Source organism: Streptomyces sp. ATCC 21386, assembly GCF_018728545.1.
Taxonomy (GTDB): Bacteria; Actinomycetota; Actinomycetes; order Streptomycetales; family Streptomycetaceae; genus Streptomyces.
This window is the reverse complement of sequence record NZ_JAAVVL010000001.1, coordinates 6,584,645-6,609,050: the sequence shown is the minus strand read 5'-3', so window position 1 is coordinate 6,609,050 and position 24,406 is coordinate 6,584,645. Positions and strand designations below refer to the sequence as shown.

Genomic DNA, 24,406 nt, shown 5'->3' with positions numbered 1-24,406 from the left:
CGCGCGCGGAAGTCGCCCTAGGAGCCCGCTCCCAGCACCGTTCTTCGCTCATCCTCCGTCAGGGGCGCGTCCGTCAAAGGGGGTTTGACCGGGCCGCGCAGCACCGCGAGGACGACCTCCGGCCGGACCAGGGCACCGATCGGCGCGGTGAGGGTGACCACGCCGAGGTACGCCCGGAAGACCAGGGGCCGGCCGAGCGCGGTCCGCATCAGCCGCTCCGCGTAGCGTCCGAAGAGCTTCTGCCCCGCGTTCGGCTGTTTGCCGATGGCCTCCGGATACCGGATGTCCGTGCCGGTGGCCAGCTCCCAGGCGAGGCTCACCGGCTTCGCCACCGCCTTCTGCACCCGGCGCGCCAGCCCCGGTGCCGTGAGACCGAGCGCGGCGACCCGCTCCCGCAGCACGAGAGCGCTCTGCGCGGCGACGGACATACCGTGGCCGTAGATCGGGTTATACGTGGCGACCGAGTCGCCGATCGCGACGAAACCGTCGGGCCAGCCGGACACCTTCTCGAAGAAGCGGCGCCGGTTGATCGTGCTGCGGGTGACCACGACGTCCGTCAGGGGCTCGGCGCGGGAGATCAGCTCGCCGACGACGGGATGCCGGACGTCGTCCCGGGCGAACGGCTCGAACTCCTCGGAGCGGGCCGTCGGTTGACCGCCTCGGGTGCCCGACAGCGTCACCAGCCACCGCCCGCCCTCGATGGGCACGAGCGTCGCGCTGCGCCCCGGCACCGGCTGCGACCCGTCCGGCTGCACATTGACCACCGGGTACTCCTCCGCGCCCGCCGGCGCACGGAAGACCCGGCTCGCGTACACGAGACCGGAGTCGACCTCGTCCATCGGCGCGGGCGCGACCCCGAGCGCGTCGAGCCAGGCCGTGCCCCGCGAGCCGCGCCCGGCGGCGTCCACCACCAGATCGGCCGTGAGCACCCGTTCCTCGTCGTCGGCGGAGGAGAGCCGGATGCCCGTCACCCGGGATGCGTCGCCCGTCAGGCCGAGGATCTCGGTGCGCTCCAGCACGCTGACGCGGGGGTCGGCGACGAGCCGGGCGCGGACGACGGACTCCAGCAGATCGCGGCTGCACGCGATCATGAACTCCATCTCCGGCCAGCGGCGCACCCAGCCCTGCGGAGACAGGGACACGAGTCCGGTCGGCAGCGGGATGCGCCGGGCACCCGCGGCCAGCCAGGCGTCGGTGACCCCCGGCAGCAGCTCCTCCATCGCCCGGGCTCCGCCCGACCAGAGCAGGTGGGCGTGCCGGGCCTGGGGCACGCCCTTGCGGGGCTCCGGCCCCTCGGGCAGCGCGTCGCGTTCGACGACGGTGACCTCGGCGTGGTCGCGCAGCGCGGCGGCGGCCAGCAGACCGGCCAGGCCCGCGCCGACGACGACGGCACGCCGGGGAGTCGCGACCGCGCCGTCGCGCCGGCAGCCGGGGGCCCTAAGGGGTTCGCTCATGGAAGTCGCTTCCTGACCTGGTCGCGGCGGCCCATTCGCGGGCGGCCGCTACGACGGGTGACTGACGCAGGGCGATGGACATCCGCACGAGGTCACGGGGGTTCTCGGCCGGCGGGGCCGAGGCGTCGGCCGGCGCCGAGCTGATGACCCGGCCCTCCGGATCGTCCGCCTTCGCCCGCACCGCAGCCGTCACCATCGCCGCGTCTGCCTCGGCCCGCGCCTGGACGGGCTCCGAACCCGACGCCACGGCCGCGTCGTACGCCTTGGCCCGCACCTCGGCGTCGAAGTACGGGTACAGGCTGAGCATGCCGTCGTGGATGTCGGACTCGCGCTGTGTCATCTGGAGCCGGGCCGGCGCCCACCAGGAGATCCGCACCTCGTGGCTCGCCTGGGCCCAGACGGGGCGCAACTCCCGCCACAGCGGGCCGAGCCTGCGGTACATGGACCAGATGGTCCAGGAGTCCCCGATCCGTTCCCCGGCCAGCGGCAGACAGAAGCCGACCGCGCAGACCTGCGCGCCGACGGACGACAGTACGGGCGCCACGTACGTGCTCAGATAGTCCAGGTCGCCGCCCTGCCAGCGGGCCACCACGGCGATCAGCTTGACCCCCGCGAACGGGACGTTGAGCAGGAAACCGAACGCGATGATCAGCAGGCCCGCGCGCAGCCAGCCGCGCACCTGGAGCGCCCAGCGCCAGCACATCACATTCATCGCGAGCCCCGCGACCATGAACCCGGTCAGGTACAGCACGATCATCTCGCGCAGGAACGGGGCGCCCGCGTAGTACGTGTCGAAGTCCCGCACCCGCTCCACGGGGGCCTCGCCGAGCACGAACAGCACCACGATCGCCACGCACACCGTGCCGTACCCGGCGATCCAGCGGTGCGAGAGGCGACGGGTCGTCTCCGGCGGGCCGCCCCGCCAGTTGGTGATCAGCACCAGGCAGGAGCCGCTGAACGCGCTCAGCAGCAGATAGACGACGGCGGCCGAGACGTTGGTGACGCCCGTGACGCGGTTCAGCTCGATGATCGTCGGCGGGGCGGCGAAGCAGAAGACCAGGGCGGCCAGGGTCATCAGCGCGCACACGGACCTGATCAGGGGATCGCCCCAGTTCCGCAGCAGCGACGGCGTCTTGAGGGCGAGGGCGATCGTCATCGCGACGGCCGGAATGTAGTAGCTGGACCCGTCCATGTCTTCGTAGTCTCGGCGTCTCGACGTCCGTGCCGCTCAGCCCTGGGGCCCGCGGTAGCCGAGCGAGGCCCCGATGCGGCCGGCCAGGTGGTCCCGGCGCACCGGCCCACGCAGCGCCGAACCGGCCAGCCAGGTACGGCACTTGCTGGCCAGCAGCAGTCCGAAGCTCTCCGCGTCCTGCTCGTCGGACAGGTCGAACCGGGTCCGGGCGGCGATCCTCAGCACGGTCTCCTCGAGGTCGGCGTCCTGGCGCAATAAGCGCGCGGCGACGGCGGCGCCGTCCACGTGCTGTCCGCAGTGCCCGGCCTGCATGTGCCACAGCTCATGACCGAGGATCACCAACTGGTGGTCGGGCGCGGTGCGTTCCTCGATGACGACCAGGTCCTGCTCCGCCATGTCCAGCCACAGCCCACTGGCCGTACCGGGCGGGAAGACGGCGGTGCGGTAGTGGACGGGGCGGCCGCGGCGTCTGCTCATGGCGTCGCACAGGGCGCTGTACAGATCGGCGGGGTCCGCCGGTGCCGGCAGGGTGAGTTCGCCGACCAACTCGCCGCACAGGCGGCGCATTTCCCTTCCGATGCCCACAGATCTCCCCCGGTCAGGACTCGGGCCGCTTGACGCTCTCCAGCAGCATGTCCAACCACTCCGCGACCTTGTCGCGGTGCTGGTCGGTGGGCAGCTGTGCCGCCCGCCAGGCGATGGAACGCACACCGTGGTTCTGGAGCAGCCGCTGCAACGGGTCGTCCGCGGCCTCGGCCGCCGCGCGCTCGCGGTCGGCGAGTTGCTGAAGGAGCTCCTGCTCGGTCCGCATGAGGGCGCTCGCCAGCGCCTCGGGATCCTCGGCGGTCAGGAAGCCGGCGTGGACCCGGAAGAAGCGCTGGATGGCGTCGCAGTGCTCCATCGTGGGACGCCGGTCCCCGTTGATCAGGGCACCCGCCTGCTGGCGCGACATGCCCGCGCCGTCGGCGATCTCCTGCTGCGTGTACTTGCGGCCGTTGGGCTTGAGCCGGGTGCGTCGCAGCAGGTCGAGGCGTTGCAGAAAGCGGGCCTGGACGTCCGGCTCACCGGCGCGCCGACCGCTCAGCAGGGCCTTCACGACCGCCTCCGGCACACCCGAGGCCACCGAGAGCCGCCGGGTGTCGAAGACCTCCGAGTGCCCCACGCGCAACTTGTCCGCCAGCGCGGTGACACGGGCCACGACGGCCGGCAGCAGAACCGTCGCCGCGGCGTCCGGAACCTCGAAGCCATCCGTCACCGACAGATCTCCTACGTCTCTCTCAGGCCAATTTCGCGTACTGCGGAATCCGTGGATCCAAGCCTGGCGCGAGACCCTGGTCCCGGCAAGTACACCGTGAACTGCGGGGAGACTAGCGGTTCGGTCGAACTCACATCCAGGTCTCGCCACAACTGTGGCGAGATTCAGCCGTCAACCGGCGTCGAATGCCACGATAGTTGACACGCCTCCGCCCGGGGCAGGAGGATCAAGGAGCCGCGTGAAGGCCGCATAGGCAAGAGGGGTGACCTCCCGATGGCATATCAGGCAGGAGGGCAGCGGTCGGTACCGCGGCCCGTCCCCGACACTCTCGAAGCCCAGGAAGCGCAGGCGTATCTCCAGGACTACGCGGTACTGCTGGATTCCGTCCTGTTCCCGTCCGTCGTCCTCGACCACCGCTGGGACGTCGTCCTGAGCAACGCCGCGTTCCGCGCGCTCTTCACCGGAGTCGGGCCCCACCCGACGGCCCTGCCGGACGACAACTTCCTCCGCTTCGTGCTCTTCCACCCGGACGCCGCCACCGTTCTCGGCGACCACGAGTCCAGTTGGTGTCTGCCGATGCTCGCCCACTTCGCCGCCGCCGTGGAGCGCCACCCCCAGGACCGCGGCCTGCAGTCCATCCGCCGGGACATCGCCCAGGACCCCATCATGGACGCCGCCTACCGCCACGGTCTGCCGCACTGGCTCCGCACCGTCGGGCCCCGCGCCGTCCGGCACGACGGCGCCGTCCGGCCCTTGGTCCACCCCGACCCGCGCTGGGGCGCGACTCACTGCCGGGTCGTCGGCGAGAGCCCCGACACCCTCCGTGACCTCGGTTACCACCGGATGACCCTCGTCCTGCACGAGGTGGGCCGTCCGACCGACCACGCCCGCAGGGCCCGTCGGCCCCGCCGCCCCGCATCGACCCACCTGAGCGTGGTGCCCTCCCCCGAGAGGTGAGCCGCACCCCCTCCGGCGCCGCCGGCGTTCAGGTCGCCGACGGCGCCGGAGGTCAATCCTTCTCCAGCGCGGTCCCTCGTTTGGCCGCCTGGATCTGCTCGTACACATGGGTGCGCAGTTCCGCGAAGCGCGGGGCCACACGGGTGTGCAACTGGTCCCGCTCGGCGGGCAGATCGATCTTCAGCTGCTCCTGGACGACCGTGGGGGAGGCGGAGAGAATCAGGACCCGTTCGCCGAGGTACACCGCCTCGTCGATGTCGTGGGTGACGAAGAGGACGGTCATCCGGCGCTCCCGCCACAGCCCCCGCACCAGGTCCTCCAGATCCGCGCGGGTCTGGGCGTCGACCGCCGCGAACGGCTCGTCCATCAGCAGGACGTCCGGCTCGTACGCCAGCGCGCGGGCGATGGCGACCCGCTGCTGCATCCCGCCGGACAACTGCCACGGATACGCCCCGGCGGCGTCGGACAGACCGACCGAGGCGAGCGCGTCATCGACCAGCCCTCGCCTCCGCTCGCGGCTCAGCTTCTTCTGCTTGAGCGGGAGTTCGACGTTGTCGCGGACCCGCATCCAGGGGAAGAGGCTGCGGCCGTACTCCTGGAAGACGACCGCCATGCCCGGCGGTGGTCCGTCCACCGGCCGTCCCGCCAGGCGGACTTCCCCGGCCGTCGGCCTCAGCAGCCCCGCCACGCACTTCAGCAGGGTCGTCTTGCCGCAGCCCGACGGGCCCACCAGACAGACCAGTTCGCCGGGGTCGACGGTGAAGGTGAGGTCCCGCACCGCCTCCACACGGCGTCCGGAACCCTCGTAGACCTTCTTCAGGCCCGCTACGTCAAGCAAGGCGTGCATCGGCCCGCCGCCCCTTTCGAGTTGCACCACGACCGCTTCACCACGACCCGCTTCACCACGACCGCCGGTCACCACGACCGCCGGGAGGACGCGCGCAGACCGTGGTACCAGCCCAGCACACGCCGCTCGACCAGCCGGAAAACGACGGACAGCAGGAACCCCAGCAGACCGAGGACGAGGATGCCGGTCCACATGTCGGGGACGGCGAAACCGCGCTGGAACTGGACGATGGTGTAGCCCAGTCCGTTGCTGGACGCCGTCATCTCGCTGATGACCATGAGGATGATGCCGATGGACAGCGCCTGGCGCAGACCCGCGAAGATCTGCGGGCTCGCCGAGCGCAGCACGACATTCCGCAGCCGCGCCGCGCCCGTGATGCCGTACGCCCGTGCCGTCTCCCTCAGCACGGAGTCCACCGCGCGGACTCCCTCGACCGTGTTGAGCAGGATCGGCCAGACACAGCCGCTCGCGATCACGGCGATCTTCATCGTGTCACCGATGCCCGCGAACAGCATGATGACCGGGACGAGGACGGGCGGCGGCACCGCCCGCAGGAACTCCAGGACCGGCTCGCAGACCGCCCGCACCCGCCGGTAGGAGCCGATCACCGTCCCGAGCGCCACACCGACCACCGCCGCCAGTGCGTACCCCGCGCTCAGGCGCAGGAGGCTGGGCAGGACGTCGGCGCGCAGCCGCTCGGCCGTCCAGACGTCCGGGAACGTGGCGAGGATCGTGCGCAGCGGCGGCCAGTACACATCGGTGCTGTCGTACGACGCCAGCCACCACACGCCGACCAGGACGGCGGGAAGGGCGACGACGAACAGCGACCGGAGCAGGACACGGCTCACACCGCCACCTCCCCGCGCACCGACTGGTGCCAGGCCAGCGCCCGCCGCTCCACCGTCCGCGCCCCCACGTTGATGAGCAGCCCCAGCAGCCCGGTGACCACCACCAGGGCGTACATCTCCGGCACCGCCTGCGAGGTCTGCGCCACCGAGATGCGCTGTCCCAACCCCGGCGCTCCGATGACCAGTTCGGCGGTCACGGCCAGGATGAGCGCCACCGACGCGGCCAGCCTGACGCCGGTCATGACGTACGGCAGGGCGGTGGGCCACAGCACGTGGCGGATCCGCGCCCACGTACCGAGGCCGTAGGAGCGGGCGGTCTCCTCGGCGACCGGGTCGACGTCCTGGACCCCGTACAGGGTCTGGATCAGGACCTGCCAGAAGGAGGCGTAGACCACCAGCAGCAGTACCGACCGCAGTTCGCTGCCGTACAGCAGGACCGCCAGCGGGATCAGGGCGACCGAGGGGATGGGGCGCAGGAACTCGATCGTGGAGGATGTCGCCTCGCGCAGATACGGCACGACGGCGATGACGACGCCCACCAGGACCCCGGCGGTGACGGCGATCAGGAGCCCGACCGACCAGCCGGTGAGGGTGTCGCCGAGCGCCGTCCAGAACGTCTCGTCGGCGAATTCGGTGCCGAGGGCGCCGGCGACCCGGCTGACCGGCGGGAAGTAGGCGTCCTTGACGACGCCGACCCGGGGGGCCGCCTCCCACAGCGCGAGGAACCCCACGAGGCCGGCCGCGCCCAGTGCGGTGTTGCCCGTCCTCACGGCAGCAGTTCGTCCAGGTCCGGGACCTTGTCGAACAGACCGTCCTGCACGCCCAGTTCGGCCAGCCGCTCGATGGAGGCACGGTCGGGTTCCGCCGGGAAGTGGGGCAGCGTCAGCTTGTCCAGCAGGTCGCTCGGGATCTTCGTGTACGTGGTGAGGATCTCGCGGACCTCGTCGGGGTGGCTGTCGGCGTACTCGAGGGATTCGACCGTCGCCTCCTGGAACTTCTTCACCAGCTCCGGGTTCTTCTGGGCGTACTGCTGGGAGGTGAAGTACATGGCCACGGTGAGGTTCGGGTCCACGTCGTAGAAGTTCGACGCGATGGACCGGCCGCCGGCCGCCTTGACGGTGGCCAGCGCGGGCTCCGGGGTGCAGGCCCCGTCGACCTGGCCCTTGTCGAGTGCGGCGGGCATCTGGTCGAAGGGCAACTCGACGAACTCGACCTTCGACGGGTCGCCGCCGGCCTTGCGGATCGACTCCCTGATCGAGGTGTCACAGATGTTGTTGAGCGTGTTGACCGCGACCTTCTTGCCCTCCAGCTGGTCGGGGGACTTGATGGGGCTGTCCTTCTTCACCGTGATGCCGCAGAAGTCGGCACCCTTCTCGGCCGTGGACGCCACACCGTTCGCCACGACCTTGACGGGCACGTTCTTGGACTGGGCGACCAGCAGCGACGTCGTGTTGCTGAACCCGAACTGGAACTGGCCGGAGACGACTCCGGGCACGATCGCGGCCCCGCCCTGAGCGGGCGTCAGCTCGAGCTTGATGCCGCGCTCGGCGTAGAAGCCCTTCTTCTGGCCCAGGTAGACCGGAGCGACGTCCAGGATGGGAATGACGCCGACCTTGAGAGTGGTGGTACCGCCGGACGCGCCGGCCCCGCCCGACCCCGAGGAGTCGGACGAACCGCAGCCCGTGGCGGCCAGAAACAGAGCGCCGGCCGCGAGGCCGATGGGCAGACGACGCATGGCTCCCCCTAGTGGGACAGGTGCTCGGCAACATGTGCGTAGACCGCACGGCAGTGCACAGCGCGAACGTAGAACGTCTGTGCGCTCGGGTCAATGCCCCTGCTGTGCAAGGTTGTTGACACCTTCAGAAGGGTGCTCTTAGCGTGCGCAGAGCGCACCACCGTGTGTACGAGGCGCACCGCCGTGCGTACGGAGCGCACGTGCCGGGCGTCTCCGTGCGTCTGCCAGGAGGCGACGATGCCCGATCGAGACCCGTTCGGCGCGGCCCGCGAAGCGCACTTCGTCCGGTCCTTCGAGCGGGGACTCGCGGTCATCCGGGCCTTCGACGCGGAGCATCCCGCGATGACGCTCAGCGAGGTCGCCCGGACCTGCGAACTGACCCGGGCCGCCGCCCGCCGCTTCCTGCTCACACTCGTCGACCTCGGGTACGTCCACACCGACGGCCGGCTCTTCCGGCTGACCCCGCGCGTGCTCGAACTCGGCTACGCCTACCTGTCGAGCTTCACCCTGCCCGACCTCGCCGAACCCCATCTGGAGCGACTGGTCGAGCGGGTCGGGGAGTCGTCCTCGCTGTGCGTCCTCGACGGCGACGACATCGTGTACGTGGCGCGGGTCCCCACCAGCCGCATCATGACCGCGACGATCACCGTGGGCACCCGCTTCCCCGCCCATGTCACCTCGGTCGGCCGGGTCATCCTCGCGCACCTGCCGGACGACGAGATCGACGCCCGGCTGGCCCGCGCCGACCTCGTCCCCCTGACCCGGCGCACCCTCACCTCCGCCGACCGGCTCAGGGCCGAGCTGCGCCGCGTACGACGGCAGGGGTACGCCCTGGTCGACCAGGAACTGGAGGAGGGGCTCCGCTCGGTCGCCGCCCCGGTGCGGGACCGGGACGGCGAGGTGGTGGCCGCCGTGAACATCCCCGTCCACGCCGGCCGCACCTCCGTGGAGGCGGTACGGCGCGGCCTGCTGCCCCATCTGCTCGCCACGGTCGCCGGGATCGAGGCGGACCTGTGCGTGACGGGGCGGCCGCGGGCCGGGCGCGAGCCGTGGCCCCCGGCTCCGGCGGCCCCTACAGGTCGAGCACCAACCGTGAGCCCTGGCAGCGGGACACGCAGATGAGCATGGTCTCCCCGGCCGCGCGCTCCTCGTCGCTGAGCACCGAGTCGCGGTGGTCCGGGGTGCCCTCCAGGACGTCCGTCTCACAGGTCCCGCACGTCCCCTCCGTGCAGGAGTACAGCACCTCGACCCCGGCGGCCCGCACGGTGTCGAGCACGGAGACCCCGACGGGAACCGTGACCGTCTTCCCCGTCCGCTCCAGCACGACCTCGAACTCCCCGTCCGGGCCGGTCTCCTGCTCCTTCGGCCGGAACCGCTCGATGCGGAGCGCCTTGCCAGGGCACCGCTCCTCGACCGCGTCGAGCAGCGGTCCGGGACCGCAGCAGTAGACGAGGGTGCCCTCGGGCAGCCCGTCCAGCACGGACCCGAGGTCCAGCAGTCCGCTCTCGTCCTGCGGGGCGACCGTCACCCGGTCCCCGTACACGGCCAACTCCTGCTGGAACGCCATGGACGCACGGCTGCGTCCGCCGTACAGCAGCGACCACTGAGCGCCCGCCGCCTCGGCGGCGGCCAGCATCGGCAGGATGGGGGTGATGCCGATGCCGCCGGCCACGAACAGGTAGCGGGGCACCGGCTCCAGCGCGAAGTTGTTGCGCGGGCCGCGCACCCGGACCTTGTCGCCGCGCGCCAACTCCGTGTGCACGTACGCCGATCCGCCGCGACCGTCGGGCTCCCGCAGCACCCCGATCCGCCAGGTGTGCCGGTCCGCCGGGTCGCCGCACAGCGAGTACTGCCGTTCCAGCCCGGGGCCGAGCAGCACATCGATGTGCGCTCCCGGCTCCCAGAGCGGGAGTTCCTCGCCCAGCGGATGCCGCAGGGTGAGGGCCAGCACGCCGTCGGCGACGAACTCCCGGCTGTCGACGATGAGTTCGACCTCGTGGACGGACGAGGTGGAGGACGAGGTCATGAGGTGTTTCCTTGCGGCTCCGTGCCTTGCGGCTCGTGTCCTTGCGGGTGGGCGAGCATCCACTCCCACATCTCGATGGGGTCCTGCGCGGTGTGCTCGCGCCCGCAGTGGCAGGTGCCGTGCAGGATGTCCGTGCCCGGCAGCCAGGCGATGCGGTAGACCTCTCCGGTCCGGAAGGTGGGCGGTGTGCTCACTGGACCTTCTCCACCGGCTTCTCCCCCTGCTCGACCAGCCGGGCGAGGATACGGCGGGCGGCCAGACCACCGGTGTCGATGTTGATGCTCAGCTCCTGGTAGCCGGTGCGCTCGGAACCCAGCGTCTCCTGGAGCAGGTTCAGCGCGTCCACGTCCTGCATCACGACCGTGTGGTTGTTGCCCCTGAGGAACTCGGTGACCTCGTCGTCCTCAGTCGCCCAGTCCCGGGAGACCATCCAGAAGTCGTACACCTTGCCGTCCGACGACGGGGTGATCGCGTAGGTGATCTCGGTGTGGAAGCCGTTCGGGTCGCTGCCGTCCGCCTCGGGGAGCACGCCCACCGGCGCGATCCGGCTGTGCAGCAGGTACAGGCACGGGGCGAAGTACTCGATGTCCTGCCAGCGGGTGATGCGTCCCTCGATGCCGGTCGACCTCGCGTAGAACGGCGGGCACTCGGCGTCGTCCATGTGCCGGCTCACCCGCACGACACCGGCGCCCTCGTCGACCTCGGTGGTGATCGGCGTCTCCGCGACCTCGGGGGTGCCGATGTAGCCGCCGTGCAGATAGGTCTCGTGGGAGAGGTCGAGCAGGTTGTCGACGAGGAGCCCGTAGTCGGCGTCGATCGGCTCCATACCGCGCACGGTCGTCCAGCCGGGGGCGGCCAGGTGCTTCGCGCGCGGGATGCTCTGCGGGTCGGCGAGCGCCGGGTCGCCTATCCACACCCAGATCAGCGAGTCCTGCTCGACCACCGGGTAGGAGGCCACACGGGCCGTCCGCGGGATCCGCTTCTGCCCCGGCACGTACACGCACGCGCCCGTCGTGTCGTAGGTGAAGCCGTGGTAGCCGCACACGATGCGGTCCCCGTCCAGCCCGCTCTTCGACAGCGGGTACCGGCGGTGCACGCACCGGTCGTGCAGTGCGACGGACGTCCCCTCCTCCTCCGTCCGGTAGAAGACGAGCGGCTCACCGAGGATCGTCCGGCCCAGCAGCTCCCGCCCCACCTCTTCGGCGTAGGCGGCGACATACCACTGATTCCTGGCGAAGGCGGTCATGTGAGGCATGGCGATCCCGTCCCTGAGAACACTGAGAACCCTGTGAGCGGAGCCACGTCACTCCGCGTGCCCCCACATTCCAGACCGCGCACGACCCCGGGCAATACCGCTTCCGTCAGACGGAAGGACCGCTTTGCCCGGCCGTGACGCACCCGCCCGACGCTGTTCGTGAGGCGGCCCCCGCCGCGTCACACCCGCGCCACGGACCCTTCCCCGTCGTTCGTTCCTCTTGGACCATTCCTTGCGCGCAGGTCACATCCGACGCACCACGTCAGGACAAGAGGTCATCCACCCATGCCTGAAGTCAACCGGCGGCGATTCCTCCAGGTCGCGGGCGCCACTACAGCGTTCAGCGCACTGTCGGCCAGTATCGAGCGGGCCGCGGCACTGCCCGCGCACCATCGTTCCGGCACGATCGAGGACGTCGAGCACATCGTCGTCCTCATGCAGGAGAACCGGTCCTTCGACCACTACTTCGGCTCGCTCAGAGGCGTACGCGGCTTCGGCGACCCGCATCCGGTGACGCTGGACAACGGCAGGAGCGTGTGGCATCAGTCGGACGGCACGAAGGACGTGCTGCCGTTCCACCCCGAGGCCGACGATCTCGGCATGCAGTTCCTGGAGGGCCTGCCGCACGGCTGGCCCGACGGGCACGCCGCCTACAACGGCGGCAAGTACGACAGGTGGGTGCCGGCCAAGGGCACCACGACGATGGCGTACCTGACGCGTGAGGACATCCCGTTCCACTACGCCCTCGCCGACACGTTCACCGTCTGCGACGCCTACCACTGCTCGTTCATCGGCTCCACGGACCCCAACCGCTACTACATGTGGACGGGACACACGGGCAACGACGGCAAGGGCGGCGGCCCCGTCCTCGGCAACGACGAGGTGGGCTACGACTGGACGACCTACCCCGAACGGCTCGAGGCGGCAGGGATCTCCTGGAAGATCTACCAGGACATCGGCGACGGCCTGGACGCGGCCGGTTCCTGGGGCTGGATAGCCGACGCCTACCGGGGCAACTACGGCGACAACTCGCTGCTCTACTTCAACAAGTACCGGGGCGCCAAGCCCGGGGACCCCTGGTACGACAAGGCCCGGACCGGCACGAACGTCAAGGCCGGCGACGGCTACTTCGACCTGCTGCGAGCCGACGTCAAGGCGGGCAAGCTGCCGCAGATCTCCTGGATCGCCGCGCCCGAGGCGTTCTCCGAGCACTCCAACTGGCCCTCGAACTACGGCGCCTGGTACATCTCCCAGGTCCTCGACGCCCTCACCTCCAACCCGGCCGTCTGGGCCCGGACCGCGCTGTTCATCACGTACGACGAGAACGACGGCTTCTTCGACCACCTCGTGCCGCCGCTGCCGCCGCGCGACGCCTCCCGCGGCAAGTCGACGGTGGAGGTCGGTCCGGACCTCTTCGCGGGCAGCCCCACCCATGTCGCCGGCCCCTACGGGCTCGGCCCGCGCGTTCCTATGCTGGTCGTCTCCCCCTGGAGCAAGGGCGGTTACGTCTGCTCGGAGACTCTCGACCACACCTCGATCCTGCGGTTCATGGAGCGGCGGTTCGGGGTGCGCGAGCCCAACATCTCGCCGTGGCGGCGGGCCGTCTGCGGTGACCTGACCTCCGCGTTCGACTTCTCCCGCAAGGACAGCCGGCCCGCCGCGCTGCCGGACACCGACGCGTACGAGCCGCCGGACCGGGAGCGGCACCCCGACTACCGGCCGACCGCCCCGGCGGACCCGAGCATGCCCAGGCAGGAACGGGGGCTGCGTCCCGCCCGGCCGCTGAAGTACGCGCCCCGGGTGGACGGTTCGGCCGATCCGAAGGCCGGGACCCTCACCCTCACGTTCGCCTCCGGCGACAGGGCGGGTGCGGCGTTCCTGGTCACTTCGGGGAACCGTACGGACGGACCGTGGACGTACACCACGGGGGCCGGTCGGACCGTGTCGGACACGTGGGACTCCGCGGCCTCCGGGGGCGCGTACGAGCTGACGGTGCACGGGCCGAACGGGTTCCTGCGGGTCTTCGAGGGGCCGGGGACCACGCGCGGGCCCGAGGTCACCGCGCGCCACGTCGGCGACGACGTGGTGCTGACGTTCACCAACAAGGGGTCCGCCGCGGTGAGTCTGAAGGTCGTGAGCGCGTACGGCGGGCGGTCCCGCACGGTTCGGGTGCGGGCCGGGGCGAGCGTCCGGCAGGTCGTGGATCTCCGGTCCAGCCGTCGGTGGTACGACCTGACGGTCACCGGCGAGAGGGGGTTCCTCCGGAGGTTCGCCGGGCACGTGGAGAACGGGCGGGGCGGGGTGAGTGATCCGGCGTTGGGGTGGAGGTAGAACGCCCCGTAGCGCGGGGGATCCGCGGTCGGGTGGCCACCGGTCGTAGGTGGCTGATCGCGCAGTTCCCCGCGCCCCTTGAGCGGCTGCGGCCCGAGGGACGCGTCCGCATTCACTGCGCTCGCGTTCATCGCGTCCGCGCCCACTGGTCCCGTGCCCGCCGACCATCGCCACCGCGTCCGCGCCCACCGGGTCGCGCGGCGGCTCTCAGCTGCGGGCAGTCGTGCCGCTGAGGCGATGGGGGCGCCTCCCGCTCGAGCGAAGTCGAGAGTGGGGGAGGGCGGGCGCAGGCGGCACCCTGCCGGCGCCGGTGAGCGCCCCCCGCCCCGGCTCAGAGAGGGGTGAGGTGTCCAGGCGACGGCGAGCCCGGTCGACGGGGCAGCAACGACGGTTCCGTCGGGGCCCGGTGGGGCCCCAGGGCCAGGACGGCCGCCACCGGGTGGTCGTCCTCGGCAGGCGTGGGGGCCGAGGGCCGGGACGGAACCGTCGGCCGGATCCCGGCCTCCGGTGTCGCCCGGGTCAGCAGCACCACACCCCGCGCCGCCACCACGGCCCCCGCCACCGCGAGCAGCGCCCCCGCCGTCCCGCCCCGCAGCCCCTCCCCGAGGAGGGAGAGGCCGATGACGGCGGCGGCCAGCGGGTTCGACAGGGTCACGACCGCGAGCGGCGCCCCCAGACCCCCTCGGTACGCCGTCTGGGAGAGCAGCAGCCCGCCCACGGCGAACGCGGCGACCAGCAGGGCCACCACGACGACCTCCACGTCGAGGAGGGACCCCGAGCGGTCCGTCGCGGCGACCGTGACGGTCTGGGTGAGCGCGGAGGCGACACCCGAGGCCATGCCGGAGGCACCGGCGTGGCGCAGTCCGGGCCTGGCGCCGGGCCGGGAGAGCAGGCCGACCAGGGCGACGGTCGCGCCGGCCACGGCGACGGCCTCCGGCAGACTCAGCACGTCGTCCGGGGCGGGGCCGGACGCGGCGACCAGGATCGCGGCGAGACCGGCCAGCGTGAGCGCGGTGCCCCGCCACTCCGCCGCGGTGACCCGCCGCCCCGCCACCCGTGCGCCGAGCGGCACGGCGGCCACGAGCGTGAGCGCTCCCAGCGGCTGCACGACCGTGAGGGGGCCGTACTTCAGGGCGACGACGTGCAGCAGCGCGGCGCCCGCGTTCAGCGCGACCGAACCCCACCAGGCACCACTGGCGAGCATCCGCCGTACGCCGGAGTCGGTGCCGCGCGCGGCGAGCCGCTCCTGGGTCACGGCGGCGGCCGCGTAGGCGACGGCGGAGACCAGGGACAGGGCGACGGCGACGAGGGTGGCGTTCATCGTCCCGCTCCGACCAGGAGGGGTTCCGCGGTCGGGACGAGGGCGCCGGAGCGCTGCCCGGCGGTGGTGGCCGTGCGGTGCGGAAGCCGGATCACGGCGAGGGCGGCGGCCAGCAGGACACCGGCGACGATCGCGTCGAGCCAGTAGTGGTTCGCGGTGCCGACGATCACCACCAGGGTCACCAGGGGGTGCAGGAGCCACAGCCAGCGCAGGCGGGAGCGGGTGGCGGCGATCAGACCGACCGCGACCATCAGGGCCCAGCCGAAGTGCAGCGAGGGCATCGCGGCGAACTGGTTCGCCAGCGAGTCGGTCGCCGGCGTCGCCGAGTAGACCGTCGGCCCGTACACCTGTCCGGTGTCGATGAGGTGCGCGCTGTCCAGCATCCGCGGCGGGGCCAGCGGGAACGCGAGATGCAGCAGCAGCGCGGCGGCGGTGAGCGCGGCGAGGACCCGGCGGGCCCGGACGTAGTGCCCGGGGCGCCGCAGGTACAGCCAGACCAGGAAGGCCGCGGTCGCGGGGAAGTGGACGGTCGCGTAGTAGACGTTCGCGATGTGGACGAGATCGCCGTGCAGCAGCGCGGACTGCACGGAGCCCTCACCCGGCAGTCCCAGGGCGCGCTCCCAGCCCCACAGGTCGTGGGCGTTGCGGAAGGCCTCGGCGGTGTGCCCGTCGGCCAGCAGCCGGCCGAACTTGTAGACGAGGAAGAGCCCTGCGACGAGCAGGAACTCACGGACGAGGGGCGGTCGCGGTATCGCGGCGGCCGGCTCTTCCGCAGGCGCGGTGCGGCATTCCATCCCCGGCCCTTTCACTGACGGCGCTGGTGGCGCTGGTTCCCTTGGCGGCACAGACGAGCGATACGGCGACGTACCGATACGCGCTGGTACCGATACGAGAGTGTACCGATACGGCACTGTACCGAAACGGTGGGGTATCGATACGACACTGTACCGATACGGGGCCGTTCCGGTACAGTGGCGTTTCGACAGGCCTTTCGGCACGGGGACGACCGAAGGAGACACGAGTCATGACGTCGCAGGCAGCGGACGGGCCGGAGACGGCCGTCGCCTCGCGCCGCTCCAAGCTCACGCCCGAGCGCGAGCAGGAGTTCTTCGACGCTGTGCTCGAACAGATCCGTGAGTGCGGATATGACTCGGTCACCATGGAGGGAGTCGCCGCGAGCACCCGGTGCAGCAAGTCGACGCTCTACCGGCAGTGGCGGACGAAACCGCAGTTCGTGGCGGCCGCGCTGCGCGCGCGCCGCAGTGTCCGCTTCGCGGGCATCGACACCGGCACCCTCGCCGGGGACCTGCGTGAGGTGGCCCGGCACGCCGGGGAGGGCTACGTTCTGGAGGGACGGCTGTTGCAAGCCCTCGGCCATGCGGCCGTGCAGGACGAGGAGCTGAAGGCGGCCCTGCGCGACGCGCTGGTGGAGCCGGAGATCGACGCGCTCCGGGCGATGATCGCCCGCGGGGTGGCACGGGGTGAGGTCCCGGCCGACCACCCGGCCCTGGAGTTCGTCCCGGCGCAGATCTTCGGTGTCCTGCGGGCCCGGCCGGTGCTGGAGGGCCGGGACGCGGACGAGACGTACATCATCAAGTTCATGGAGGCGGCCGTGCTCCCGACGCTCGGCCTCGTGTAGGGCTCAGGCCGCCGTCCGTGAACCGACCGGACGACGACCTGATCGCGCCGCACCGTGGGGACGGGGGCGGCGCGTAACCCCGGCCGGGTGGGGTTCCTCTGGAGCGGAGAGGAATCCCACCCGGCCGACCGTTTCCGCGGGGGCCGGACGGAGGTGGTTCACACGTCCTGGCCGCTGCCGCCCCCACTGATCGACGCCTTCTTGATGCCCTTGGTGATCTCGTCGATGACCGACTGCTCGGGAGCCTTGTCGCTCACGTCGATGCCGAAGCGGACCACGACGAGCCGTGAGGAGTCGGCGGGGGAGGGGAAGGCGAGCGACTCGACATAGCCGTCGTCACCCTTGCCCGTGATCACCTTCCAGCGGACGTAGTAGCCCTTCTCGCCGGCCACGGTCACCGCCTCGGAGGCCAGCTCCTCGTGCGAGGTGATCTTCCCGTACCCCTCGGTGCCGTAGGCGTCCTCGGCGGCCTGGGCGATGTCCTCCTTGGCGGCCGCCTCGGCCGTCGTGGCCTTCAGCTTCAGCAGCTCGGCGGGTGTCGAGTAGGCGCCGCCGCGCGTGCACGTCTTCGTCGGGTCGGCGGGGCAGTCGTACGACGCCTCGGTCGTCACCTGAGCCCCGACCTGCAACGGTGAGGTGACCCAGCCCTCGGGCACGGGGATGCTGATGCCGCTGGTCGTGTCGGTGGCGTACCCCTCCTCCTGCGGCGGCTGCTCAGGCCTGTCCGGTGTCGGCGTCTGACCACCGGAGCCGCCGGAGCCGCCCTGGCCGCCGGAGTTGCCGCCCGGTCCGCCCTGGCCGCCGTCGTCGCCCCGCCCGCCGTTCTGCCCGCCGGGTCCCTGGGACGTCGCACTGCCATCGCTGCCACCGTCGTTGCTGGTCAGCGCGTACACGCCCACGCCGATGCTGGCCAGCACCGCGGCGGCCACGGCCACGGCTATCCCGGTACGCAGGCCGCGCCTGGGGGTGGGAGCCGGGGTCGGGTAGCCGGGGTGGCCGGGGTGGCCCCCGGGCCCCTGCGGGTAGGGCCCGGCGCCCGGCGGGTAGGCCGGCGGACCGAACCCCGCGGCCGAAGCGACGGGGCGGATCTGGTCCGTCCACGCCTTGCCGTCCCACCAGCGCTCGGTGGCGGGCGCGTCACTTGTCTGGCCGGGGTCGGGGTACCAGCCGGGAGGAGTCACCTGCGTCATGGGGCAACCGTATGAGGCCGGAGTGAAAACCGGATGAGAGGGGCGGATATTCACGGCGAGCGGCTCGCCGAGGTCCACCGAGGCCGGCAGCGTCGGGAGGGCGGACGGCGCCGGCTGTGGGGGCGTGCCCGGCACCGGCAGGACGGCAAGCACACCCCGCTCGTACCACTCGATGAGGATCCCGCACGGCCCCCGCGTACAGGGCCCTGCGGGATCCTCCGGCCCGCACGGGACGGGGCCCCGGGGCGGGGCGGGGCGCGCTCATGCCGTCTCCTTCGCGGGGTGGGTGCGGCCCGTCACCGGCGACCGGGAAACCGGCCGTCCGACACGGGAAGTTGACCGCCCATCACCTTCAACGCGCCAGGTGGGCGGCTGGATGCGTCGCCACCCTGTTGCCCGGTGTCACCCGACATGGCCATACGTACTCCGACCGGCCTCCACTTCGGCTGCCAGAGGGCTACGCTCAATGACCTGTGCATCGTTTTGGGCGACACGGGGAGGTAGCGGAATGACGGAGGCTCGGCCCGACGGGGCAGCCTCGGCTTCCCTGTGGGAGCGCGATGCGGAGATCACCGCCGTCACGGAGGCGATCGACGAACTCTGCGTCGACAAGGCGTCCCCCGGCAGTGTGCTGGTCTTCACCGGTGAGGCGGGCGTCGGCAAGACCGCGCTCCTCACCGAGGCCCGCCGGATCGCCGAGGAGCGCGGCTGCCACGTCTGGTACGCACGCGGCGGCGAGACCGTCACCTCTGTTCCCTTCCACGTCGTACGGCAGTTGCTGCAGCCCGGACTGATGGGGCTGATGGAGGAGGAGACCCGCGAGTACCTCGGCGACTGGTACGACATCGCCGGACCCGCCCTCGGGCTGGCCGAACCGGGCGAGGGCCAGGCGGACCCGCAGGGCGTGTGCGAGGGCCTCGTCGCCGCCGTGAACCGCCTCGTGCGCCGAGCCTGGCCGCTCGTCCTGCTGATCGACGACATCCACTGGGCCGACCAGGAGACGCTGCACTGGCTGTCCACCCTGGCCGACCGGCTGACCGAGATGTGCGTCCTGGTCGTGGTGGCCCGCCGGCCCGGCGAGGCCACCGGCGAACGCGCTCGCCACCTCAGCCGGATCGCCGCCAAGGCCCGCCCCGTCACCACCCTCCACGCCCTCACCCCGAAGGCCACCGCGGGGCTCACCCGCGCCACGCTCGGCCGGCACGCCGACGACCCCTTCTGCCGCGAGGTGTGGGCGGTCACCGGCGGCAACGCGTACAACACCGTCGAACTGCTCGCCAAGGTGAAGGACTGCGGACTGGAGCCGGTCGAGGACTCGGCCGGCGAACTGCGCGACCTGAACCGCTCGGCGCGCGGCACCGGCCTCGTCGCCCGCCTCGAGGAACTGGGGGTCGAGGCCACCCGTTTCGCGTGGGCCGCGGCCATCCTCCACACCGGGATCACCGTCGACATCGTGGCCCGTCTCGCCAGCCTGCCCCGGGCCTCGGCCGCGCAGTGCGCCGAGTTGCTGACCTCGGCCCGCATCCTCACCGAGCCGGATCCGGCCAACCGTCAGGCGGACGCCGGGGACCTGGAGTTCGTCCACCCGCTGATCGCCACCGCCGTCTACGACTCGATCCCGTCGGGCATCCGCACCGCGTTCCACGGGGTCGCCGCGACGGCCGTGACCGAATCCGGGCGCGGCGCCGCCGCGGCCTCCCGCCACCTCATCGAGGTACACCCGGACGGCGAGGCCGAGCTGGTCGAGCAGTTGCGTGCCGCCGCGGCGGAACATCTGGCCGTGGGTGCCCCCGAGGCCGCCCGTCGCTGTCTGGAGCGTGCCCTGAAGGAGCCGCCGCAGCCGGACGTCCGGGTCCGCGTGCTCTACGAACTGGGCTGCGCCACCCTCCTTACCTCGCCCTCCACCACGATCGAATACCTCCGCTCGGCACTCGCCGAGCCGGGCCTCGACAGCGTCGAGCGCGTGGACGCGGTCTTCCGCCTCTCCCAGGTGCTGCTCCACAACGACCAGTTGCACGAGGCCGTTCGCACGCTGGACGCGGAGATCGGCCGACTGGACCCCGGACCCTCCCGGATGCGGCTGCAGGCCGCGCGCTACATGTGGGAGGGCGTCCACGCCGGCGAGGAACTCCCGCCGACCCACTCCCAGGAACTCGCCGCCCTCGCGGCGACCTGCACCGGCCGGGACAACTCCGAACGCGCGCTGCTCATCCTGCGGGGCTTCGACGCGATGACACGGGGCGAGAACGCCGAGGAGGTGGTCGAGTTCTGCGACCGAGCCCTCGTCAACGGCCGCCTCGCGCCCGGACTCGGCTGGACCGACACCGAGTGGGGCATCGAACTGCTCCTGATGCTGGCCACCGCGTACGCCTACGCGGACCGTCTCGACCGGGCCGAGAGCCTGTACACCGAAGCCCTGCGCACCTACGAGTGCGCCGGCTGGAGCGGAGGCCATCTCGCGCTGGCCCACGCCTACGTCGGGCTCGGCCACCGCATGCGGGGCCGGCTCAGGGACGCCGAGGCCTCGCTTCGGCAGTCCCTCGTGCTGGCCGAGGGAGTGGGCCGGGGACTGCCCCTGTTCTGGACCACGACCTCCAATCTCGTCGACACGCTGCTCGTGCGCGGCCACGTCGACGAGGCCTGGGCGATCGCCGAGCAGTACAACTTCGCGCCGCCGTACCCGTCCACCATCGTGCTGCCCGAACCGCGCTCCGTACGAGGGCGGTTGCTGCTCGCCATGGGGCGCACCAAGGAGGGCATCAACGAACTGGAGGCCGCCGAGAAGGCGACGGCGGCCCGGGGCCACCACAACCCCGTCTCCGCCGCCTGGGGCAGCGCCCTCGCACGGGCCCTCGCCGCCGAGGACCCGCGCCGCGCCGCCGAACTCGCCGCGAACGTCCGTCGCCGGGCCGAACGCTTCGGTACGGACACCGCCATCGGCGAGGCCCTGCGCGTCGAGGCGTCCCTCACCACCGGCCGCAAGGCCGTCTCCCTCTACGCCCAGGCGGTCACGTACCTGGCGGCATCGCCCTCCGCGTACGAGCACGCCGCGGCCCGCGTCGAGTACGGCACCGCCGCCCGCTCGGTCACCGAACTCAACCGGGGGCTGACGCTCGCCGAATCCTGCGGTGCCGACGGACTGGTCAGGCAGGCACGGGAGGAACTCGCCCGGCTCGGATAGGGCGAGGGCCGGGGCGGGTGTCCGCGACCGGGCGCCTCGACACTACGTCCCGTCCGCGATCACGCGCTCTCGACGCGGTCTCGACGCGAAGTCCCGCCCGTGGCCCGGTCAGTCGTGCCCCTCCTCCTCCGCGAGCACCCGCTGCGCCGCCGCGAACGCCGAGTTCGCCGCCGGCACGCCGCAGTAGACCGCCGACTGGAGGAGGACGGCGGCGATGTCCTCCGGGGTGAGGCCGTTGCGGCGGGCCGCGCGGATGTGCATGGACAGTTCGTCGTAGTGGCCGTGGGCGATCAGCGCGGTCAGTGTGATCATGCTGCGTTCGCGGCGCGACAGCGTCGGATCGGTCCAGATCTCGCCCCACGCGTAGCGGGAGATGAAGTCCTGGAACCGGGCCGTGAAGGGGGTCTGCCGGGACTGGGCGCGGTCCACGTGCGCATCGCCGAGCACCTGGCGCCGCACCTCCATCCCGCGCCGCGCGTACCCGTCGAAGTGCCCGCGCAGCGCGGCCAGTACGGCCTCCGGCCGCTCCGCAGGGGCGAGATGCGACGCCCCCGCGATCTCGGTGAGCGTCGCCCCGGGCACCGCGTCCGCGATCTCCCGCAGATGCGCGGGCGGTGTCGCCGGATCCTGCCGCCCGGCGACGAGCAGCGTGGGCGCGGTGATCCCGGCCAGCTCCTCGCGCATGTCGAACGCGGCGAGTGCGTCGCAGCACGCGGCATACGCCTCCGGGTCGGCCCGGCGGTGGTCCTCCACCAGCTCCGGCACGGTGAACCCGGGTGTGAACCACCGCGAGTCGGCCGTCTCCGCGAGCCCGGCCAGCCCTTGCCGCCCCTCCCGGCGCACCAGCTCCGCCCGCTCCCGCCACGGCTTGGCACCGTTGAAGTGCGCCGAGGAACAGAGCACGGCCAGGGAGGAGACCCGCTCCGGGTGGTGCGCCGCCAGCCACAGACCGACCGCGCCGCCCAGGGAGACCCCCGCGTACGCGAACCGTTCGAGACCCAGCGTGTCCGCCAGGCCCAGCACCAGTGCGCCCAGGTCGGCCACCGTCGCCCCCGGCCCGATCAGCCCGGCGGAGGAGTCGCCGTGCCCCGGCAGGTCCCAGCGGACCACCCGGTGCGTGATCGACAGTTCGGGCGCCACCTTGTCCCAGAGCCTGGTGGACGTTCCGAGAGAGGGGCCGAGCAGCAGGGCGGGAGCGGAAGTCGGCCCTTCCGCGCGGTGGTTGAGCAGCTTGTCGGTCAACGTCGCTCCAGTGCACGGTCGGTGAGGGATCCGGCGGAGCCGGTGTATCGGGTGGGATCCGTGAGGTCCGCGAGGTCGAGGTCCTTCAACTCCGGCTCCTCGGCCAGGAGTTCGCCCAGCGAGCGCCCCTCCGTGTAGACGCGCTCGGCGGTCCGGGTCAGCAGTGCCTTGGCGCGGGCCCGGCCCAGCACGGGCGCCAGCTCGGCGGCCAGCCGCTCCGAGACGATCAGCCCGTGGGTGAGGTCCAGGTGCCGGCGCATCGCGTCGGGGTTCACCCGGAGTCCCCGCGTGAGCTCCACCGCGTCGCGGGCGGCGCCCCCTACCAACCGCAGCAGCTCGCGCAACGGTTCCCACTCCGCGTGCCACGCCCCGGCCGGCCGCTCGTCCTCGGCCGCCAACGCCCCGTACAGCGTCGCCGCCAGGTGGGGTGCCCGCCGGGCCGCCGCCGCGATGAGCGTCGACCGTACCGGGTTCGCCTTGTGCGGCATCGCCGACGAACCGCCCCCGCTGCCCTCGGCGACCTCCGCGATCTCGGTACGGGCCAGGGTGAGCACGTCCACCGCGAGCTTCCCCAGGGCGCCGGCGGTGAACGCCAGCGCGCCGGCCAGATCCGCGATCGGGGTGCGCAGGGTGTGCCAGGGCAACTGGGGTGCGTGGAGGCCGAGTTCACGGGCGTAGGCGTCGGTCAGAGCCTGGGTGTCGGTCGCCCCGAAGACCGTGAACGCCGCCAAGGTGCCTGCCGCGCCCCCGAGCTGGGCCGGCAGCGTCGCCCGTACGACGGCGAGCCGGTCCCGCGCGTCCAGGAGCAGTGAGCGCCAGCCGACGGCCTTCAGACCGAAGGTCGTGGGCACGGCGTGCTGGGTCAGGGTGCGGCCCGGCATCGCCGTGTCCCGGTGCGCGGCGGCGAGCGCGGCCAGCGCGGACTCGGCACGGCCGAGGTCGGCCAGGACCAGGTCGAGGGTGCGCGCGGCGACCAGCATCGTCGCCGTGTCCATGATGTCCTGGCTGGTGGCACCCCGGTGCACGTACGGACCGTACTCCGGGCCGACCGCCTCGGTGAGGTCCGCCACCAGCGGGATCACCGGGTTGCCGCCGCCGCGCGCGCGTTCCGCGAGGGAGCGTACGTCCGGGGTCGCGGCGTCCGCCGCCGAGGTCACCGCGGGCCCGGCCGCGGCGGGGACCAGCCCCAGCGCGGCCTGGGCGCGGGTCAGCGCGGCCTCGGCGTCGAGCAGCGCCCGCAGATGGGCGGTGTCGCTCGTCGCGGCCGCGGCCGGGGAACCGGCCCACCCGGGGGAGAGCAGACCGGTGTCGGCGTCGGCAGAAGTCACTGGAACTCCAGGAAGACCGTTTCGCCTTCGCCCTGAAGGCGGATGTCGAAACGGTAGGTGCCGTTGCCCCGGTCCTCGGCGATCAGGGTGCCCCGGCGTGCCTCGTCCACCCGGGACAGCAGTGGGTCCGCGGCCAGTGCGGCGTCGTCGCCCGGCAGGTAGATCCGGGTGAACAGGTGGACCAGCAGGCCCCGGGCGAAGACGCACACGCTGAGGTAGGGTGCGTTCCGCCCGCGCGCGCCGGGCCGCAGTGTCCGCGCGGTCCAGTGACCGCTCGCGTCGGCCTGGACGCGGCCCCAGCCGGTGAACTCCACGCCGTTGCGGCCCAGGAAGCCACCGCTCGCGGCGTCGCGGCGCATGGACCCGTCGACGCGGGGGACGTTGCCGTCCGGGTCGGGACCCCACAGCTCCAGGAAGGCGTCCGGCAGCGGGTTGCCCTCGCCGTCCAGGATGTGGCCCTGGAGGGAGATGGTGTCGGGGTGGCCGAGGGGAGCGATGTCGTCGCCGCCGGGGAAGGGCAGGGCGTGCCCGTAGAAGGGCCCGACCGTGTGCGAGGGGGTCGGGAGGACCGTCTCCGGGCGACTGGTGTCGATCTTCGTCATGGC

At 72.2% G+C, this 24,406-nt stretch carries 22 protein-coding genes; 5 read left to right on the top strand and 17 right to left on the bottom strand.

The genetic code is table 11. From position 1 onward, the window contains the following. Nucleotides 1-17 precede the first annotated feature (17 nt). Genes GWK25_RS28390 through GWK25_RS28375 form a run of 4 tightly spaced genes read right to left on the bottom strand, consistent with a single transcriptional unit; the run spans nucleotide 18 to nucleotide 3,901 of the window. Nucleotides 18-1,454, bottom strand: a complete 1,437-nt coding sequence (locus GWK25_RS28390; RefSeq protein WP_215454212.1) for an FAD-dependent monooxygenase — start codon at nucleotides 1,452-1,454, stop codon at nucleotides 18-20. Beyond that, entirely contained in the window at nucleotides 1,438-2,646 is a 1,209-nt protein-coding gene (locus GWK25_RS28385) for an MAB_1171c family putative transporter (protein WP_215454211.1), read from the bottom strand. Before GWK25_RS28385 ends, GWK25_RS28390 begins: the two co-directional genes overlap by 17 nt. Before the next feature lie 36 nt (nucleotides 2,647-2,682). Further along, nucleotides 2,683-3,213: a toxin-antitoxin system, toxin component gene (locus GWK25_RS28380; protein WP_215454210.1), complete on the bottom strand. Its 531-nt coding sequence runs from the start codon at nucleotides 3,211-3,213 to the stop codon at nucleotides 2,683-2,685. Nucleotides 3,214-3,244: 31 nt separating this feature from the next. Continuing rightward, nucleotides 3,245-3,901 (bottom strand): helix-turn-helix transcriptional regulator, encoded by a 657-nt coding sequence (locus GWK25_RS28375; RefSeq protein WP_215454209.1) that lies wholly within the window; start codon nucleotides 3,899-3,901, stop codon nucleotides 3,245-3,247. Nucleotides 3,902-4,174: 273 nt separating this feature from the next. Here GWK25_RS28375 and GWK25_RS28370 point away from each other — a divergent pair, with 273 nt between their 5' ends. Beyond that, nucleotides 4,175-4,858 (top strand): hypothetical protein, encoded by a 684-nt coding sequence (locus GWK25_RS28370; protein ID WP_215454208.1) that lies wholly within the window; start codon nucleotides 4,175-4,177, stop codon nucleotides 4,856-4,858. Between the two features lie 52 nt (nucleotides 4,859-4,910). Here GWK25_RS28370 and GWK25_RS28365 read toward each other — a convergent pair whose 3' ends face one another. From GWK25_RS28365 to GWK25_RS28350, 4 genes are all read right to left on the bottom strand, one after another. After that, the gene (locus tag GWK25_RS28365; RefSeq protein ID WP_215454207.1) at nucleotides 4,911-5,705 is read right to left on the bottom strand and encodes an ABC transporter ATP-binding protein; all 795 of its coding nucleotides are present in this window, start codon (nucleotides 5,703-5,705) and stop codon (nucleotides 4,911-4,913) included. A 68-nt stretch (nucleotides 5,706-5,773) separates the two neighbouring features. Continuing rightward, nucleotides 5,774-6,553, bottom strand: a complete 780-nt coding sequence (locus GWK25_RS28360; protein ID WP_215454206.1) for an ABC transporter permease — start codon at nucleotides 6,551-6,553, stop codon at nucleotides 5,774-5,776. Next, complete coding sequence (locus GWK25_RS28355) at nucleotides 6,550-7,323, bottom strand: ABC transporter permease (RefSeq protein WP_215454205.1); 774 nt, start codon at nucleotides 7,321-7,323, stop codon at nucleotides 6,550-6,552. Before GWK25_RS28355 ends, GWK25_RS28360 begins: the two co-directional genes overlap by 4 nt. Further along, nucleotides 7,320-8,288, bottom strand: a complete 969-nt coding sequence (locus GWK25_RS28350) for an ABC transporter substrate-binding protein (RefSeq protein ID WP_215454204.1) — start codon at nucleotides 8,286-8,288, stop codon at nucleotides 7,320-7,322. The genes GWK25_RS28355 and GWK25_RS28350 overlap by 4 nt, the downstream gene beginning before the upstream one ends. 237 nt (nucleotides 8,289-8,525) lie before the next feature. Here GWK25_RS28350 and GWK25_RS28345 point away from each other — a divergent pair, with 237 nt between their 5' ends. After that, nucleotides 8,526-9,410 carry an IclR family transcriptional regulator C-terminal domain-containing protein gene (locus tag GWK25_RS28345; protein ID WP_215454203.1) on the top strand — a complete coding sequence of 295 codons (885 nt, stop codon included), beginning with the start codon at nucleotides 8,526-8,528 and terminating at the stop codon, nucleotides 9,408-9,410. Here GWK25_RS28345 and GWK25_RS28340 read toward each other — a convergent pair. From GWK25_RS28340 to GWK25_RS28330, 3 genes are read right to left on the bottom strand one after another with little or no spacing between them, the layout of a single operon-like run. Further along, nucleotides 9,361-10,314, bottom strand: a complete 954-nt coding sequence (locus GWK25_RS28340; RefSeq protein WP_215454202.1) for a PDR/VanB family oxidoreductase — start codon at nucleotides 10,312-10,314, stop codon at nucleotides 9,361-9,363. The two genes, GWK25_RS28345 and GWK25_RS28340, sit on opposite strands and share 50 nt — an antisense overlap. Beyond that, nucleotides 10,311-10,508, bottom strand: a complete 198-nt coding sequence (locus tag GWK25_RS28335; RefSeq protein ID WP_184901854.1) for a hypothetical protein — start codon at nucleotides 10,506-10,508, stop codon at nucleotides 10,311-10,313. The genes GWK25_RS28340 and GWK25_RS28335 overlap by 4 nt, the downstream gene beginning before the upstream one ends. Beyond that, nucleotides 10,505-11,569 carry an aromatic ring-hydroxylating dioxygenase subunit alpha gene (locus GWK25_RS28330; RefSeq protein ID WP_215454201.1) on the bottom strand — a complete coding sequence of 355 codons (1,065 nt, stop codon included), beginning with the start codon at nucleotides 11,567-11,569 and terminating at the stop codon, nucleotides 10,505-10,507. The genes GWK25_RS28335 and GWK25_RS28330 overlap by 4 nt, the downstream gene beginning before the upstream one ends. Before the next feature lie 285 nt (nucleotides 11,570-11,854). Between GWK25_RS28330 and GWK25_RS28325 the strand changes: the two genes are divergently transcribed. After that, a complete protein-coding gene (locus GWK25_RS28325; RefSeq protein WP_215454198.1) occupies nucleotides 11,855-13,900 on the top strand; it encodes a phosphocholine-specific phospholipase C in 2,046 nt (681 codons plus the stop codon). A gap of 331 nt (nucleotides 13,901-14,231) precedes the next feature. Here the strand turns inward: GWK25_RS28325 and GWK25_RS28320 are convergent, their stop codons facing one another. Both GWK25_RS28320 and GWK25_RS28315 read right to left on the bottom strand, forming a co-directional pair. Beyond that, a complete protein-coding gene (locus GWK25_RS28320; RefSeq protein ID WP_215454194.1) occupies nucleotides 14,232-15,221 on the bottom strand; it encodes a DMT family transporter in 990 nt (329 codons plus the stop codon). Then, complete coding sequence (locus GWK25_RS28315; protein ID WP_215454192.1) at nucleotides 15,218-16,015, bottom strand: phosphatase PAP2 family protein; 798 nt, start codon at nucleotides 16,013-16,015, stop codon at nucleotides 15,218-15,220. The genes GWK25_RS28320 and GWK25_RS28315 overlap by 4 nt, the downstream gene beginning before the upstream one ends. A 230-nt stretch (nucleotides 16,016-16,245) precedes the next feature. Between GWK25_RS28315 and GWK25_RS28310 the strand changes: the two genes are divergently transcribed. Further along, the gene (locus GWK25_RS28310; RefSeq protein ID WP_215454190.1) at nucleotides 16,246-16,860 is read left to right on the top strand and encodes a TetR/AcrR family transcriptional regulator; all 615 of its coding nucleotides are present in this window, start codon (nucleotides 16,246-16,248) and stop codon (nucleotides 16,858-16,860) included. A 158-nt stretch (nucleotides 16,861-17,018) separates the two neighbouring features. Here the strand turns inward: GWK25_RS28310 and GWK25_RS28305 are convergent, their stop codons facing one another. Beyond that, nucleotides 17,019-18,050, bottom strand: a complete 1,032-nt coding sequence (locus GWK25_RS28305) for a DUF2510 domain-containing protein (protein WP_215454189.1) — start codon at nucleotides 18,048-18,050, stop codon at nucleotides 17,019-17,021. A gap of 508 nt (nucleotides 18,051-18,558) precedes the next feature. On the opposite strand from GWK25_RS28305, the gene GWK25_RS28300 reads away from it, so the two are divergent. Continuing rightward, on the top strand, nucleotides 18,559-21,231 hold the full coding sequence (locus GWK25_RS28300) for an AAA family ATPase (protein WP_215454187.1): 2,673 nt from the start codon (nucleotides 18,559-18,561) through the stop codon (nucleotides 21,229-21,231). Between the two features lie 108 nt (nucleotides 21,232-21,339). On the opposite strand, the gene pcaD is transcribed toward GWK25_RS28300, so the two are convergent. From pcaD to pcaG, 3 genes are read right to left on the bottom strand one after another with little or no spacing between them, the layout of a single operon-like run. Next, nucleotides 21,340-22,473 (bottom strand): 3-oxoadipate enol-lactonase, encoded by a 1,134-nt coding sequence (gene pcaD, locus GWK25_RS28295; protein WP_215454185.1) that lies wholly within the window; start codon nucleotides 22,471-22,473, stop codon nucleotides 21,340-21,342. Beyond that, entirely contained in the window at nucleotides 22,470-23,801 is a 1,332-nt protein-coding gene (pcaB, locus tag GWK25_RS28290; protein WP_215454182.1) for a 3-carboxy-cis,cis-muconate cycloisomerase, read from the bottom strand. The genes pcaD and pcaB overlap by 4 nt, the downstream gene beginning before the upstream one ends. Next, complete coding sequence (gene pcaG, locus GWK25_RS28285) at nucleotides 23,798-24,403, bottom strand: protocatechuate 3,4-dioxygenase subunit alpha (protein ID WP_215454179.1); 606 nt, start codon at nucleotides 24,401-24,403, stop codon at nucleotides 23,798-23,800. The genes pcaB and pcaG overlap by 4 nt, the downstream gene beginning before the upstream one ends. Nucleotides 24,404-24,406: the final 3 nt, after the last annotated feature.

Bases quoted from the DNA above. Each gene is read 5' to 3' on its own strand.
- GWK25_RS28390 (WP_215454212.1), bottom strand. From the start codon at position 1,454: ATGAGCGAACCCCTTAGGGCCCCCGGCTGCCGGCGCGACGGCGCGGTC.
- GWK25_RS28385 (WP_215454211.1), bottom strand. From the start codon at position 2,646: ATGGACGGGTCCAGCTACTACATTCCGGCCGTCGCGATGACGATCGCC.
- GWK25_RS28380 (WP_215454210.1), bottom strand. From the start codon at position 3,213: ATGCGCCGCCTGTGCGGCGAGTTGGTCGGCGAACTCACCCTGCCGGCA.
- GWK25_RS28370 (WP_215454208.1), top strand. From the start codon at position 4,175: ATGGCATATCAGGCAGGAGGGCAGCGGTCGGTACCGCGGCCCGTCCCC.
- GWK25_RS28365 (WP_215454207.1), bottom strand. From the start codon at position 5,705: ATGCACGCCTTGCTTGACGTAGCGGGCCTGAAGAAGGTCTACGAGGGT.
- GWK25_RS28350 (WP_215454204.1), bottom strand. From the start codon at position 8,288: ATGCGTCGTCTGCCCATCGGCCTCGCGGCCGGCGCTCTGTTTCTGGCC.
- GWK25_RS28345 (WP_215454203.1), top strand. From the start codon at position 8,526: ATGCCCGATCGAGACCCGTTCGGCGCGGCCCGCGAAGCGCACTTCGTC.
- GWK25_RS28340 (WP_215454202.1), bottom strand. From the start codon at position 10,314: ATGACCTCGTCCTCCACCTCGTCCGTCCACGAGGTCGAACTCATCGTC.
- GWK25_RS28330 (WP_215454201.1), bottom strand. From the start codon at position 11,569: ATGCCTCACATGACCGCCTTCGCCAGGAATCAGTGGTATGTCGCCGCC.
- GWK25_RS28325 (WP_215454198.1), top strand. From the start codon at position 11,855: ATGCCTGAAGTCAACCGGCGGCGATTCCTCCAGGTCGCGGGCGCCACT.
- GWK25_RS28320 (WP_215454194.1), bottom strand. From the start codon at position 15,221: ATGAACGCCACCCTCGTCGCCGTCGCCCTGTCCCTGGTCTCCGCCGTC.
- GWK25_RS28315 (WP_215454192.1), bottom strand. From the start codon at position 16,015: ATGGAATGCCGCACCGCGCCTGCGGAAGAGCCGGCCGCCGCGATACCG.
- GWK25_RS28310 (WP_215454190.1), top strand. From the start codon at position 16,246: ATGACGTCGCAGGCAGCGGACGGGCCGGAGACGGCCGTCGCCTCGCGC.
- GWK25_RS28305 (WP_215454189.1), bottom strand. From the start codon at position 18,050: ATGACGCAGGTGACTCCTCCCGGCTGGTACCCCGACCCCGGCCAGACA.
- GWK25_RS28300 (WP_215454187.1), top strand. From the start codon at position 18,559: ATGACGGAGGCTCGGCCCGACGGGGCAGCCTCGGCTTCCCTGTGGGAG.
- pcaG (WP_215454179.1), bottom strand. From the start codon at position 24,403: ATGACGAAGATCGACACCAGTCGCCCGGAGACGGTCCTCCCGACCCCC.